16 protein-coding genes and 1 other annotated feature are annotated in these 14022 nt (G+C 54.4%); of the genes, 6 read left to right on the plus strand and 10 right to left on the minus strand.

Annotated features, from left to right (window positions below; translation table 11 throughout):
• Positions 1–7: 7 nt before the first annotated feature.
• From KP806_RS10955 to KP806_RS10975, 5 genes are all read right to left on the minus strand, one after another.
• On the minus strand, positions 8–775 hold the full coding sequence (locus KP806_RS10955; RefSeq protein ID WP_224724018.1) for a metal ABC transporter ATP-binding protein: 768 nt from the start codon (positions 773–775) through the stop codon (positions 8–10).
• 60 nt (positions 776–835) lie between these two features.
• Positions 836–1795, minus strand: a complete 960-nt coding sequence (locus KP806_RS10960) for a metal ABC transporter solute-binding protein, Zn/Mn family (RefSeq protein ID WP_224723638.1) — start codon at positions 1793–1795, stop codon at positions 836–838.
• Between the two features lie 251 nt (positions 1796–2046).
• Complete coding sequence (locus KP806_RS10965) at positions 2047–4134, minus strand: peptidoglycan D,D-transpeptidase FtsI family protein (RefSeq protein WP_224723639.1); 2088 nt, start codon at positions 4132–4134, stop codon at positions 2047–2049.
• A gap of 51 nt (positions 4135–4185) precedes the next feature.
• Positions 4186–5343, minus strand: coding sequence for a transglutaminase domain-containing protein (locus tag KP806_RS10970; RefSeq protein ID WP_224723640.1), 1158 nt, complete (start codon positions 5341–5343; stop codon positions 4186–4188).
• Positions 5344–5349: 6 nt separating this feature from the next.
• Positions 5350–5799 (minus strand): hypothetical protein, encoded by a 450-nt coding sequence (locus KP806_RS10975; protein ID WP_224723641.1) that lies wholly within the window; start codon positions 5797–5799, stop codon positions 5350–5352.
• A 189-nt stretch (positions 5800–5988) separates the two neighbouring features.
• Between KP806_RS10975 and KP806_RS10980 the strand changes: the two genes are divergently transcribed.
• The 3 genes from KP806_RS10980 to KP806_RS10990 all read left to right on the plus strand — a co-directional run bounded on the left by KP806_RS10980 (position 5989) and on the right by KP806_RS10990 (position 7907).
• Positions 5989–7161 (plus strand): MFS transporter, encoded by a 1173-nt coding sequence (locus KP806_RS10980; RefSeq protein ID WP_224724019.1) that lies wholly within the window; start codon positions 5989–5991, stop codon positions 7159–7161.
• A gap of 136 nt (positions 7162–7297) precedes the next feature.
• Positions 7298–7420: a YjcZ family sporulation protein gene (locus KP806_RS10985; protein ID WP_224723642.1), complete on the plus strand. Its 123-nt coding sequence runs from the start codon at positions 7298–7300 to the stop codon at positions 7418–7420.
• Between the two features lie 118 nt (positions 7421–7538).
• On the plus strand, positions 7539–7907 hold the full coding sequence (locus KP806_RS10990; RefSeq protein ID WP_224723643.1) for a toprim domain-containing protein: 369 nt from the start codon (positions 7539–7541) through the stop codon (positions 7905–7907).
• A gap of 54 nt (positions 7908–7961) precedes the next feature.
• Here the strand turns inward: KP806_RS10990 and KP806_RS10995 are convergent, their stop codons facing one another.
• Positions 7962–8570, minus strand: coding sequence for an SCO family protein (locus tag KP806_RS10995; RefSeq protein WP_224723644.1), 609 nt, complete (start codon positions 8568–8570; stop codon positions 7962–7964).
• Positions 8571–8596: 26 nt separating this feature from the next.
• Complete coding sequence (cyoE, locus tag KP806_RS11000) at positions 8597–9475, minus strand: heme o synthase (RefSeq protein ID WP_224724020.1); 879 nt, start codon at positions 9473–9475, stop codon at positions 8597–8599.
• Positions 9476–10036: 561 nt separating this feature from the next.
• On the opposite strand from cyoE, the gene gerQ reads away from it, so the two are divergent.
• A complete protein-coding gene (gene gerQ, locus KP806_RS11010; protein WP_224723645.1) occupies positions 10037–10630 on the plus strand; it encodes a spore coat protein GerQ in 594 nt (197 codons plus the stop codon).
• Here the strand turns inward: gerQ and KP806_RS11015 are convergent.
• Complete coding sequence (locus KP806_RS11015) at positions 10627–10929, minus strand: hypothetical protein (protein WP_224723646.1); 303 nt, start codon at positions 10927–10929, stop codon at positions 10627–10629. The genes gerQ and KP806_RS11015 overlap by 4 nt on opposite strands.
• Before the next feature lie 92 nt (positions 10930–11021).
• Here KP806_RS11015 and KP806_RS11020 point away from each other — a divergent pair, with 92 nt between their 5' ends.
• Positions 11022–12008, plus strand: a complete 987-nt coding sequence (locus KP806_RS11020; RefSeq protein ID WP_224723647.1) for a metal-dependent hydrolase — start codon at positions 11022–11024, stop codon at positions 12006–12008.
• A gap of 129 nt (positions 12009–12137) precedes the next feature.
• Here KP806_RS11020 and KP806_RS11025 read toward each other — a convergent pair whose 3' ends face one another.
• Positions 12138–12353 (minus strand): alpha/beta-type small acid-soluble spore protein, encoded by a 216-nt coding sequence (locus KP806_RS11025; RefSeq protein ID WP_224723648.1) that lies wholly within the window; start codon positions 12351–12353, stop codon positions 12138–12140.
• Between the two features lie 130 nt (positions 12354–12483).
• Here KP806_RS11025 and KP806_RS11030 point away from each other — a divergent pair, with 130 nt between their 5' ends.
• Positions 12484–12660 (plus strand): hypothetical protein, encoded by a 177-nt coding sequence (locus KP806_RS11030; RefSeq protein WP_224723649.1) that lies wholly within the window; start codon positions 12484–12486, stop codon positions 12658–12660.
• 32 nt (positions 12661–12692) lie between these two features.
• On the opposite strand, the gene trpS is transcribed toward KP806_RS11030, so the two are convergent.
• On the minus strand, positions 12693–13682 hold the full coding sequence (gene trpS / locus KP806_RS11035) for a tryptophan--tRNA ligase (RefSeq protein ID WP_224723650.1): 990 nt from the start codon (positions 13680–13682) through the stop codon (positions 12693–12695).
• A gap of 60 nt (positions 13683–13742) precedes the next feature.
• Positions 13743–13980 (minus strand) — a binding site (T-box leader).
• Positions 13981–14022: the final 42 nt, after the last annotated feature.

The following is a 14022-nucleotide window of genomic DNA, read 5'->3' on the forward strand; positions in this document are numbered from 1 at the left end:
TCACGGCTTATCCCTCCTTACCGGCTGGAGAAGACGGCTGATGGCTGCGGTCGAGAAACGCCAGCCTGCCGCCGTACGTCTGCTGCAGCCGCTCCTGGGTGAACGTCTCCGCCGTCGGGCCGTAAGCCTGCAGCTCTACGTTGAGGAGAAGAACCGAATCAAAGTAATCCTGCACCGTAGCCAGATCATGATGGACGACGATGACGGTTTTGCCCTGCTTCTTCAGCTCCTGAAGAAGTGTGATAATCGCTTTCTCCGTCGCCGCATCGACGCCGGCGAACGGCTCATCCATGAAATAAAGCTTTGCGTCCTGCGCCAGCGCGCGGGCAAGAAATACCCGCTGCTGCTGGCCGCCGGACAGCTGGCTGATCTGCCGTCCAGCAAAATCGGCCATTCCGACTTTGGCGAGGCATTCCATCGCCAACGCCTTCTCCTTCGCGCCCGGACGGCGGAACCAGCCGAGGTGGCCGTACCTGCCCATCAGCACGACATCCAGCGCATTCGTCGGAAAATCCCAATCGACCGATTCCCGCTGCGGAACGTAGCCGATAAGCTTGCGCTGCTGCTTATAAGGCTTTCCGTAGACAAGCACCTCTCCCGCAATGCTCGGGATAAGGCCGAGCGCAGCCTTCATCAGCGTCGATTTGCCGGCTCCGTTCGGGCCGATAACGCCGATCAGCTCCCCTTCCGTTACATTGAAAGACACGTTTCTAAGCACCGGCTTCTTCTGATAAGCCACGCTAAGTCCTTTAACGGACAACGGCGGCGCCGCCATCCTGACGGTGTCCGCAACCGATGAATTAAGCTTCATACCCTTCACCCGCTTTCAATGCTGTTATTTCAAGGCTGCCACAATCGTATCCACGTTGTGCCGTACCATACCGATATAAGTTCCCTCTTCCGTTCCCGGATTGCCCATCGCGTCGGAGAACAACTCGCCTCCGATCGTCACCTCGTGGCCCAGCTTACCAGCTCCTTCGATGACGGATTCGATCGATTTTTTCGGAACGCTGGATTCTATAAATACCGCTTTAATTTTATTTTGAACCAAATAATCGCGAAGCTTGCTGACATCCTTGGAGCCGTATTCCGACATCGTATTCATTCCCTGCAGACCCGTGACCTTTAACCCGTACGCTTCGCCGAAATAACCGAAGGCGTCATGCGCAGTAACGAGGATCCGCCTGTCTTCGGGAATAAGGGCGATCTGCTCCTTGGCGTAAGTGTCCAGCTCCTCAAGCTTCTTGATGTAAGCCGCTGCACGCGCCTTGTAATCGTCCGCATTCGCGGCATCCTTCTCCGCCAGCGTATCCCTGATGACCTCCGCCGCCGAAATCCACAGCTTCACATTGAACCAGATATGCGGATCGTGCATACCCGCCCCTGCAGCCGGATTGGCATGCAGCTGCTCTTCCTTCAAGTAAGACGATACGGCAACCGTCGGCTTCCGCTTCTCAAGGGCCTCGAACATCTCGCCCATTTTTCCTTCCAGATGAAGACCGTTATAAAAAATGAGGTCCGCTTCGTCCAGCAGCTTCACGTCACCCTGCGACGCTTTATAAAGATGGGGGTCAATTCCAGCACCCATCAATCCTGTAACCTCTACGTGCTCGCCGCCGATTTCCTTTGCGACGTCGGCAATCATGCCCGTCGTCGTAGTAACCTTCAGCTTGCCTCCGTCTCCGCTTCCGCCCGTCTGCCCGCAGCCCGTCGCTGCGATTACCGTGACCGTCAAAAATACGATCGCCATAATGAACCGGCGCAGCGCCGAATTCGTTTTCCTTGTCTTACGCATGATGTTACCTCCCGCAGTTGATTATTTTGTTATATGCTCGCTCGTTTGCCTGTATGAATCTTATTTTGCCGCGCGAACATTATTTTGCTTTGTGCCTTTTTTTTAATAATACACAAAAATGTTTCTCTAGTGCAACATTTATTTTTAATTGGGCTCCCGCTCCCCTGCAAACCGCCGTTCCCAAGCTTAAACGGCATAAAAAAGCGGCGAAGCAAATTTCCTGCTTCACCGCTTCGTATGATGACCGATAATTATTCCTCTCCGGCAGCGGCGTCAGCCGCTCCGGTTCCCTCTTGCGTGCTTCCGGCGTCCGAAGCCGTTTCCACCGTTTTCTTCTTCGGTACGCCGGTCAATCCGATTTCTTCATCGTATGCGTCAAAAATTTTACGCGCGATCGGCGATGCGCCGTAGCCGCCGAAGCCGCCGTCCGGCACGACGACCGCTACGGCAAGCTTCGGATTCTCTGCAGGAGCATAGGCGATAAACACCGCGTTCTCGGCGCGCCGCGCCGCAACGTCCTGCTCGGATGTACCTGTCTTCCGGCGGTAGCTGTATGCGAAGTCCTCGAAGCCTTCCGATTTAACCTGGGACATGCCGGTCTCGATTTCCTCCCAATAGGCGTCGGGAATATCGACGGTATTCAATACCTCCGGCTTAAAGCCCTGGATCAGGTTGCCGTCGGAATCCTTGATTTCGTTCACGAACTGCGGCTTGAGCCGCGTGCCGCGATTGGCCAGCATCGCCGCGTATTGAGCCAGCTGAAGCGTCGTATAACGGCCCTGCTGGCCGAAGGAGGCGAATATTAAGGCGGACTGGGCGCTTCCGCGCTCGGCCTCGCTGAAGTACTCGATGACGCCCTTCGATTCTCCCGGCAGGCCGCTTTCCGTCAGCACGCCGAGGCCGAACTGCTTCATGTAATCGTCCCATATTTCGACGCTGCTCTTGCCGTTGACACTGCCGCGCATATACAGCGCGTTCCCGATCATCGCCGCCATGAAGGGGTTAGATGAATCGCGGATGGCGCCGGCGCCGTCAAGGCTGCCGTATACGTGGTTTTGCGAGTTGCGGATATAGCGCTCGTAGCCTTTTTTACCGAAGGAGAACACGCCCGTATCCCGATAGATCGTAGACGTCGAAAACAGGCCCTCGTTCAAGCCGATCAGTACCGACAACGGCTTCATCGTCGAGCCGGGAGGCACGATGGAGGAAGGATGCTTGCTCCGCTCGTCGGCGGTTTCGTATTTGCCGTATACGGTGCTGATCGTCCCGTTGGCCAGTACGTTCTGGAAGTTCTCATAATCCTCCGGGCTGATCCTTCCGCCCGCCCAGATGTTCGGATCGTAATCCGGCATGCTGGCCATGGCGACAACCTTGCCCGTATCGACCTCCATCGCAACCGCGAAGCCGGTTTTCGCATATTCGGCCCGCTCGTAACGGTTCGTGGAAGTAGTAATCTTTTTCAAATGATCCATAATTGCCGTTTCAGTCTTAAGCTGCACGTTCTTGTTGATTGTAAGGTAAAGGTCTGCGCCCTTCTCCGGATTCGTAATTTGCATCGGGCCGATAATCCGCTCCGCATTGTTGACCGGATACGTCTTCAAGCCGTTTTTGCCGCGGAGCACGTCCTGGTACATCCGCTCCAGCCCGTCGAGCCCGACGTCCTCCTCCTCCAGATATTGCAGCTGCGGATCGGTTTCTTCGGTTTTTTCCTTATAGAAATCGACATCCTCGCGAACGCCCTTGTATTTTTTCAAATAGCCGACCAGCTGCACAGCGATCGAATCCTTATCGTAGTTGCGGACGCTCTCCTCCATAATGTCGACGCCCTTGAAGTCGGACCGGTTCTCCATGAAATAGGCGATCTCCGCTTTCGTCAGACCGGACTTGATGCGGCGCGGCGTCGAAATGTTGTTTCTGCGGAAATCCAAATCCATTTGGCGGATGATATCGTCCACGGTCATCGCCTTTTCAGGATCTTCATCGCCCTTCTCGGAGAAAATTTTCTCCAGCTTCACCGCCATCTGCCTCGCGTTTTCCTTGGCGTCCGCGAGCTTCAGCTCGGGCTGGATGCTGTAATAGAGAGACTGCGTGGACGTAGAATATGCGATCGGATAGCCCTCGGAATCGTAAATATTGCCCCGGATCGGCGGCAGCTTGACGCTTCTCGTGCTTTTGCCGATCCCCTCCGCGCTTAACGTAGGCCCCTCCACAAACTGCAAAATGGCAAGCCTGACGATCAGGATGCTGAACAAAGCGAACGTTACGAAAAAAAACAAATTTAACCGGAATGAAAAATGGCGCCGGTTTATCATCTCCCGCTTCTGCGGATCGTCCTGCATGAAAAATCACCCCATGAATTTAAATCTGCACGCCGGCTTAACGCGGCACCGTCAAGCCTCGCGAATATGCGTTTCCTCGAATCGCGGCGGGTTAAACCAGTCGCCCGAGGATGCCCAGGTCGCATCGAGCGGGATCCAGCCCCCGTCACCATTCCCTATCTGCACTTCGTTCCAGGCGTGCGGGCCGTACCCGCCGCGCCCGTCGGCTCCCATGCCGGTCACCACCTTGACCTCCAGCCCGGCGGCTCTTGCCATTACGGCGTACAGCCGGGCTATATCTATACATACGCCCTTGCGCGTATCGAATGTCTCCGGCGGAGTCTGTTCCTTCCACACGCCGTTTTGCACGTAATTGTTAGCTTTGTCCCAGTCGTATGCGATCCTCGTTCCTAGCCAGTCGTATAGCCGGCGCGCTTTCTCCTCCTTGGTGGAAGCATCCTTCGTGACATAGAGGGCGGCCTGCTCGATTTCCGCGGGAATGTTGTAATCGATCATCTCGTACTTCCGCTGCAAAATCTGCTGGAACTGCGACTGGACCGCCTCCGCCAGCACCGGTCCCTGCCCCTCCAGCACGCCGCCGGCAACGGGCTCCAGCCAATCGGCCGCTTCCGCGTAGAGCGGCGAGTCGGTTATTTTGTCCGTGTACCAGCCCGAAGGCACAAGCGATACGTATACGAACAGCAGCGCAACGAACACGAGTGCGCGTCCCGCCCCGTGCGCCGCGCCGATCAGCGCGCCGACGGCGCGGCTTGCGCTTCTCCTGCCCGGCAGCCCTTGCACGGGCTCCGGTTTTCCGGAGCGCAGCAGCACTTCGAGCAGCCTCGCAAGCAGCGGCTCCGCCATCGCAGCCAGGGAACGCAGCAGCAAATAGCCGAGCAGAAACAGCACGCCGTAACGGAGCAGCGCGAAATCGCGCATGCTGGTCAGAAACGTATACCAGGCCTGCTCCGCGGCGTTTAGCTCGCGCATCGGCACAGCCACGCGGCTTCTAAGCCAGTCCGAGACAACCGGCGACAATGCCTTGGCCGCTTGGCCGGCCAGCACGAGGCATACGACGACGGCGACGGCTTCCCATACAAAAAAGAAAAGGCGCCTCGCAGACCCCGATGCGCCTCTCATCATTCCTTGCACAAGCGAGCCTAGCAGCAGAAACGCGACGATTAACGCAATAGGCTCGGGCTTCCGGAATAATTCAATCCAGTTGTCCATACGCGTTTACCCGTTCTGCTTCGCTTGGTCAATCAGGGCTTGTATCGTGCTGTCCAGCTCCCACTTGCCAAGCGGCGCCCCCCGGAAGGAAACCGAAACTTCGTTTGCGCCCGGTTCGCCGGTGAGCTCTATGTTTTTAGTTTTTACAGTAAAAGTGCCGTCTTCATTGTTCACGAAATCAGCCTCCTTCGCTTCTCCCACCATCGCGTTCACGGCTTCCTGCCTGACCGTGTCCGCTACCTTGGAGCCGATTTCCTTCAGGTCGTCCATGCTGTAGCCGCTGTACACGACCAGGCCAAGTACGATAGCCGCGACGATCGCCCATTTGATAACGGTTTTCACGATCCTGACGATGAGAAACAGCACGATGAGAGCAACGACCAGCACCAGCCAATGCTCTTTGAAAAAGGCGGTCCAGGTATCCAGATCATAAGTAGAAAAATCTAAAAAGTCCAAGCTTGATCCCCTCCATTATACCTCGTACAAAAGCCTATTACAAAACATTATACCCTACCCGGAATAGGGCGTAAACGCGTCCTTTCTATTCGCGTGCGTCTGCCGGACGTTTGCGCCGGCCAGACATATCTTGTCCTGCCAAAACGTACAAGTATATAAGAGGATATATTTGGCAAGGAGGTGCGGCCCCTGAAAACCGCGATTTGGCTTTATTTGTTTTTGTTCGTCGCCTTTTTTGACCTGCATGCCCAATACCCGATTTTAACCCCGTTTGCGATCTCGATAGGTGCAGCGCCGTCCTTTATAGGACTGATGATGGGCATGTATTCGATTACCCACCTGCCCGGCAACCTCATAGCCGGCTTCGGCGTCGACCGTTACGGCAGCCGGCTGTTCATCGTATTCAGCCTGATGGCGGCCGGCGTGGTGCTTCTGTTCCAATCGCGCGTGACCGACCCGTGGCAGCTGCTGGTGCTGCGGTCGATCAGCGGTTTCGTGCTCGCCTTTCTCTCTCCCGCCTGTCTCTCCCTGCTGGCCAAAATGACGAGCGACCGGACGGAGCAGGGCAAGCTTATGGCGGGCAACGGGCTCATTCATACGCTCGCATCCGTCGTATCGCCTGCCGCAGGAGCTTATCTGGTCGCCAAAATCGGCTTTACGACGGCGTTTACCGTGCTTGGCTGGGTGCTCATCGTAACGGCCGTATGCGCCGTTTTTTTCATTAAGGACGTACAGGCCGCCGCAAAAAATGACCAAGAGAAGCCAAATGCAGCTTCTCCTGTCCAGGAAAAGGCCAAGCTGCCTCTGGAGCCGGCCCCGCCGATTCCTTGGCTCGTCTATGCGCTGCCGGTTGCGCTCAGCTGCGCCCAGGGCATCCTGTCCTTCGAGCTGCCGCTGCTTGCCAAGACGCAGGAGGCGATGATGACGACAGGCCTGCTGTTCTCCGTCGTCAGCATCGGGGCGCTCGTCACGCTGAGCATGCTCTTTTTGAACCGGGTATCCTCCTTCCAGAGGACGTTATGGGGCTCGCTTTTTCTAGCCATCGTCTATTTTCTGATCGCCTCCGAAATTCCCGTGCCGCTTATGGTCATGCTGCTGTTCGTCGGCATGTCCAAGGGCGTTATCCTGCCGGCCCTCTCCACCCTGCTGATCGAGCTTAGCGGAGGAGCCCGCTACGGCCGCACTTTCTCGGTGCTGTCGATCGCTTTCTCCGTCGGAGCCTTCATCGGTCCGCTGGCTGCCGGCCATGTCCGCGATCATATTTCGCCATACTATATCGCCTTTATCGCGCTGATGATCGCGGTGACGCTGCTCCCGATGCACATCTCGCGCTCTCTTTCCTCCCGCACCCATTTTTCCTGAGTATGGGTATACGCACAGGGCTAATGGCATCCCCGGACATATGATACAGTGTGGCAGATGACCTGCTCGGGCGAGTAATTGCTTAGGCGGAACGTTATCGGCGCTGTAACGAGAAGAAAGAGGGGTGACTCCATAGATGTCTAAAGTTGAGTCTGCGAACCAAGGGTACGGGTATAACGGCTGGACGAATAATATCGGCATAATCCTGGTGCTGTTCATCCTGCTCGTTATAATAGCGTGCACTTGCATGTGGTACTAGAACAGAAAACGGCCTGCACCGGCAGGCCGTTTTTTGGGCTATTCGTATAATGCGCAATCGGTGGTAAACTAAGAGCAGGCAGCTTCTTAACACACTCCTGCAAACCGAGGTGAGGGCAGTGGATATCGCAATCATTGTGGAAGGCAAAAACGACAAAGCCCGGTTAAAGCGCGTACTCGCAGCCCGCGTGCCCATTTATTGCACATTCGGCACCCCGGGCGCCGAGCAGCTCGACAAGCTCCGCAGGCAGGTCGGCGACAGCCAGGTATACATATTCACGGACAATGACTCCTCCGGCAAAAAAATCAGGTTCCTGCTGCGTGAGCAGTTTCCCGACGCCGAGCATCTTTATACGCGCAGAGGCTACTCGGGCGTCGAGCACACGCCGGAGGAGTATCTCATCGAACAGCTGGAGAAGGCCGGGCTCGAGGAGCATATTGCCTATCCGGGACAGCAGACGACGGAATGGCTGAAGGAAGATTTTTAACCCCTGCACAAATACAAACCGCCATGAGCATCGCTCCCGGCGGTTTGTTCCGTTTTACAGCAGCTTATTCAGCTCGGTCACAATCTGGTCGGCGGTCAGATCCTCCTGGCTGCCGTTAATCCATTTGCGGATTTGGCCTTCCTGATCGACCAGCGTAATGACATTCATATGTGTGAAGCTTCCGTCCTTTTCCTTGACGACCGCAACTCCGAAGTCTTTTGCCAGTTGAAGCGTGCTTTCCCAATTGTCGCCGCGCAGGAAATGCCAGCCGTCGAATTCGGCGTCCAGCCGCTGAGCGAAATCGCGGATCGCTTCCGGCGTATCCCGCTCCGGATCGAAGGTGATCGAGATCAGCTCGGCCTTGCTGCCCAGCTTATTCTGCTCCCTCAGCTTGTCCTGCACCTCGGAGAGCAGGAAGGTCGTCGGAGGGCATACGTCCGGGCAATTGGCAAAATAGAAATAAACGATTCTGGCTTTGCCGTTCGTCGATTCGAGCGACACGCTGTTGCCGTCGATATCCTTCATCTGAAAAGCAGGAGCGGCCTGCAGCACCTCGAGCGGCTCGTTCGGCTTGGCTACGTAAGTCATAAACAAATAAATGCCCATTGCCGCGCAAAGTGCAAGCACAGCAAGCTTAAAGCTATGTTTCTTCAAAAAAGCCACTTGATCCACTCCCTATGATGCCTGTGTTATGATCCCGTCGTATTCAGAATCATGACGATAAAAATAACCATTAAGTAATTGACCGAAATCAAAAAATTCGTCTTGGCCCATTTTTCGGTGTCCTTAGCTCCGGTGCCCCGCAGCGTATGAATAAGCCAAACGACCCCGCCGACAACCGAGATGATCAGGAAATAAACGCCGACGTAGCCATACGTATAGAACAAAATGCCGGTCGGAATTAGCAGCAGCACGTAAGGAATCATTTGCAGCTTCGTGCGCTTAATCCCCTTAACGACAGGCAAAAGCGGAAAGCCCGCCGCGCGGTACTCTTCGACCCTGCGGATGGCAAGCGACCAGAAATGCGCCGGCTGCCAAAGGAACAAAATCGCGAACAAAATCCAGGCCCCGGCGTCCACCTCGTTCGTAACGGCGCAATAGCCGATGACCGGAGGCATCGCTCCCGAAATGCCGCCTACCGACGTGCTCCAGGTTGACGTTCTCTTCAGCCAGATCGTATAAATCACAATATATACGAACCAGCCCAGCAGACCGAGCCAGCCGGCCAGCGTACCTACGAGACCGAACAGCACGCCCATCCCCGCAATTCCCAATATAATGCCGTAAATCAAAACCGTTCCAGGCTGCATTCTGCCGGTCGGCAGGGCGCGATCCTTCGTCCGCTCCATCTTCTGGTCCAATTCCCGGTCCCAGTAGTTGTTAATAACGGTTGCCGAAGCGATCGTTAACGTAGAACCGATCAGCGTCCAAATAAGCATGATGACATTAATATCCCATTTGGAAGCTACTAAAAAACCACCAAGCGCTGCGAACACGTTAAGCCGAAGCAGCCGCGGTTTGGTCAATGCAATCAAGTCTTTCAGCACGAAGCGAGCCTCCCGAGTTATGCGACGAGACGCCAAGGACGTCTATCTTTCATTGATGAATCGTTACTAATCATACCGAAAAATGCAAGCCGTGACAACGTTCGCGCCGTTTGTTCATCATTTTGCCACGCAAATTGTGACAATTCGTTTAGGAACCATTTTCGTGGGCGCTCAATACAATAACTATGTAGTTTATCGCCTATGACCATTCGCGAATCATTCGTTCCATTCTGATCCGAAGGGAAGTGAACGCATAAGCATATGGCAGTTATCAAAACGAATTCCGAACAAACGAAGCTGCTTGCCCGCCTCATGCGAGCGGAAGCGGAGGGCGAGGGCGAGGTGGGCATCTGATGTTCGGCAGGCAATTGCCCTAATACCTGGTACGACCAAAGGAACAGCGGCCGTTTCAAGAAGCACTGCTTCTTCACACCGACAAGTGAAGACTGTCCTTCCGTATTAATTTTAGATTTTAAAATGGTGTGGTGAACAGCAAGCGGCCGGCGCCTCGCGATCAAACGAACGGCGCAGGCTTCGGACTTTTTCACCACACGTTTAAAAGCGAAAGCGAGGAGCAACAACATGTCCAAAGGTTACGGCTACAAAACGCAAGTGAGTCCGGCTCAAACAGGAGCATATCCAAGCTTCGGCAACGCACCCTTCGGCAACGCACCCTTCGGCGGAGGCGGATATCCATATCCGGCAGGAGGCCAGCAGCAAATGATGCCGATGCAGCAGCCGATGATGCAGCCAATGGCGTATCCGGGCGCCATGCAGGCGCAAGCGTCACCGACGCCGCCAACCATACCTAGCGGTTCCTTCATTACCCCATCGGGAGGCAACATCGTTACCGTACCGGTCGCCGAGGAATCTTACGTAGAGAACATTTTGCGCTTAAACCGCGGCAAATTGGCCACGTTCTATATGACATACGAAAACAACCGCGAGTGGAACGCTAAAATATTCAAAGGCATTATCGAAGCCGCGGGACGCGACCATATTATTATTAGCGACCCGACAACCGGCATGCGCTACTTATTGCTCACCCTTAACCTGGATTATGTCACTTTTGACGAGGAAATCGAATACGAGTATCCGTTTAACGGCGGCACTGTCACTTCCGCCACTCCGATGGGTACGGCAACGCTCGGCACGGTAGGAACAAACGGACGTTAACGCTCCTCTCCTTCAGGTGTAAACGTCGGCTTAAAGGTCCACACATGCAGCTTGGCGGACCCGCCGGCAATCCACTCGCTGATGCGAGCCCAAAGAGAACGCTCATCGCAGCGTTCTTTTTTTATGCGCTCGGCCTCCTCCTCCGATCCGGCCTGCCACACCTCGACGAACAAATTGTACTGATCTGTTCCTTCATATAAATACACGTCATTCCTGCCCTTCAAATGCGCTTTAGCAAAAGCTAAAAATGCCTCCCGGCTTTCGGGTGCGATCCGGTATTCCGCGAAACAAATGTACATTTCCCTTCGATCTCCTTTTGATTACCTTGATAAAGTTCCCCCGCAGAGCCGATACTACACCTAATCAATCGAATCGATATGGAGGACTGATCATGGATACAGGCACACATCTTGTCATGGGCATCGGATTAGCGGGGCTCGCCACGATCGACCCTGTCGTAGCAGCCAATCCTGCAGTACAGACCGCCGTTTTGCTCGGCACGGTCGCCGGCTCGCAGGCTCCCGATCTGGACAGCCTGCTGCGCTTGAAAGGCAATGCCGTCTATATTAAAAACCACCGCGGCATTTCCCATTCGCTGCCGGCCATCGCCATTTGGACGATACTGATTACAGCCATCATCCAGCTTTTTTTTCAGGGCACGATTCCATGGCTTCATCTTGGCGGGTGGGTGCTGCTTGCCGTCTGCGTCCATGTTTTCACCGATTTGTTCAACGCCTACGGGACGCAAGCGATGAGGCCCTTTTCGGAGAAATGGATCTCATGGAATATTATTCATATTTTTGATCCGGTCATTTTCACCGTTCATGTTATTGCCATTTTACTTTGGGCGGCCGGTTTCGTAAATCCTGCCATTATGTTTCCGCTTATGTATCTGTTCCTGGCCGTCTACTACGTTTGGCGAACATTCGCCGCCAGGTCGACGGTTGCCAGGCTGGAGGCTATAGACGAAGAGCATAACAAGGGCGACACCTACGTAGCCATTCCGACGATTTCGCTTACGAAATGGAACGTCGTTAAACAAGTGAAAGACGGCAGCTTCGTTATCGGCAGCTTGAACGGCAGCAGCTTAAGCTGGCTGGACAGGGTCAAATGCTCCGACCACCCTGCTGTAGAAAAATCGAAAAACGACCCGGCCATCCGTTCCTTCTTGTATTTTACCAGCTTCGCATGCGCCGATGTCCGCGAGCATCAATGGGGCTACGAGGTCAGATGGTCGGATGTGAGGTACCGTCACCGCAAGCAATACCCGTTCGTGGGAGTGCTGCTTATGAACAAACATTATGAAACGGTCGGTTCGTATGTGGGCTGGCTAAGCGACGACCGGTTAATGAAACGGCTGCGCATGGATACGTATTAAGCGTATTTCCAATAAGTCTCTTCCGAAGCCGGAAGGGACTTTCTTTCGTTTCGTCCGATTTTCGATTATGCTATAAAAGAAACCCAAGGCATCGCCTTGGGCTCCATTTCAATTGTGTATAAGAAGCGATTAACGGCTGCCGCCAGAAAGCTGTTGCTCGGCAATTTGAACAAGCTTTTTCGTAATATAGCCTCCAAGGGAGCCTGCATCACGAGTCGAAACATTACCATAGTAGCCGTCTTGCGGAATTTGCACGCCCAGCTCTTGAGCCGCTTCAAGCTTCATTTGTTGAAGAGCCGCTGTTGCTTGTGGAACGACGAGTTGATTACTTCTGCTTGATGCCATTGGTATTTCTCCTTTCGTCCTCTTCACTTTGATGTGTGCTGCAAGCTTGCAAGCTTATTATGTGCACGAGGGGAGAAAGTATTCCGCATTCTAAAAAATATATTGATTATTTATTAAGGAGAGAAATCCTATGTCCAAACCGCTTTCTTTGTTCTTCTCAACCTTGGCAATCGCCTTTATGAGCGCCATGGCCGTCTCCATCAGCCACAGCGGCTGGTTCGTCCTGCTGTTCGGCCTGCTGTCTCTGTTCACAATCGGGGCAGGCTTTATCGTACGCGCCCGGCTCCGCAGAAGAAATCAAGGCTGACGGTTGTCGGCCTTGATTTCTTTTTGCATTGGTCATACGAGCGGCGGAAGAAAGCCCATTTTTTCCTTCACATCGGCCAAAGTGCGGTCTGCAATTTCAGAAGCGCGCTCCGCGCCCCGCTTTAAGATCTGATGGATTTCGCCCGAGCTTCTGATCTCGTTGTACTTTGCCTGAAGCGGCTCGATGACAGCAACGACATGCTCCGCCAGATCCTTCTTGAACGGCCCGTAACCCTGCCCCTCGTAACGAGCCTCAACTTCAGCGACCGATATATTGGCGCAATGCGAGTAAATGCTGATCAGGTTGCTGATTTCCGGTTTATTGGCCGGATCAAATTTGACTTCACGGCCGGAATCGGTAGTCGCGCGGCTAATTTTTTTCCGGATGACGTCAGGGGCGTCCAGCAGGGCGATATAGCTGCCCGCATTCGGATTGCTCTTGCTCATCTTCTTGCTTGCATCGTCCAGCGACATGACCCGGGCGCCGACCTTCGGAATATATGGCTCCGGTATCGTAAAGTAATCGCCGAACCGCGTATTAAACCGGTGCGCCAGATCACGGGTAAGCTCCAGATGCTGCTTCTGGTCGTCTCCGACCGGCACCAGATCCGCGTTATAAACCAATATGTCCGCAGCCATTAATGTAGGGTAGACGAATAGTCCCGCTCCGACCGATTCTTTGCCTGCCGATTTATCCTTAAATTGCGTCATTCTTTCCAGCTCGCCCATATTGGCCAGCGTCGTAAACAACCAGCCCAGCTCGGCGTGGGCGCGAACATGGGATTGAACGAATACGCTTGCTTTGGCAGGATCGATGCCCGCCGCTATGAATAAGGCCGCAACCGCCTCCGTCTGCTCTCTCAGCGCTGCAGGCTCCTGAGGGACGGTAATGGCGTGCAGATCGACAACCATAAAGAAACATTCCTCGGTATGCTGAAGCTTCACGAAATTTTGCATCGCTCCGATATAATTGCCCAGCGTAAGCTGGCCGCTCGGCTGAATGCCGGAAAGAACCTTTTTCATCGTAACACGACTCCTTCATTTTCGATTGTATAGCTCGATAAACGCAAAAAAGCCCCCGCCGCAAGGGACGAGGGACCGTGGTGCCACCCTAATTCGCCGCAGGGACTCTTCAGTCCGCAGGGCCTTCATGCCCCGTAACGGTGAGCATCCGTACAAACATCTTCGGCAGCGGCGCCGCCGGTTTCCGTTTATCCGCTCAGGGTCCCATTCAGCCTCGAAGCTTGCACCGGTTCACAGCAACCACCGGCTCTCTGTCCGCAATCCATTCGAGCTTACTTATTCCCGTCATCGCATTTAAACCGATTATACCTATGTTCGCCGTATTGTCAAGCAGGCTGTG

It is taken from the genome of Paenibacillus vietnamensis, assembly GCF_020169515.1.
GTDB classification, from domain to species: domain Bacteria; phylum Bacillota; class Bacilli; order Paenibacillales; family Paenibacillaceae; genus Pristimantibacillus; species Pristimantibacillus vietnamensis.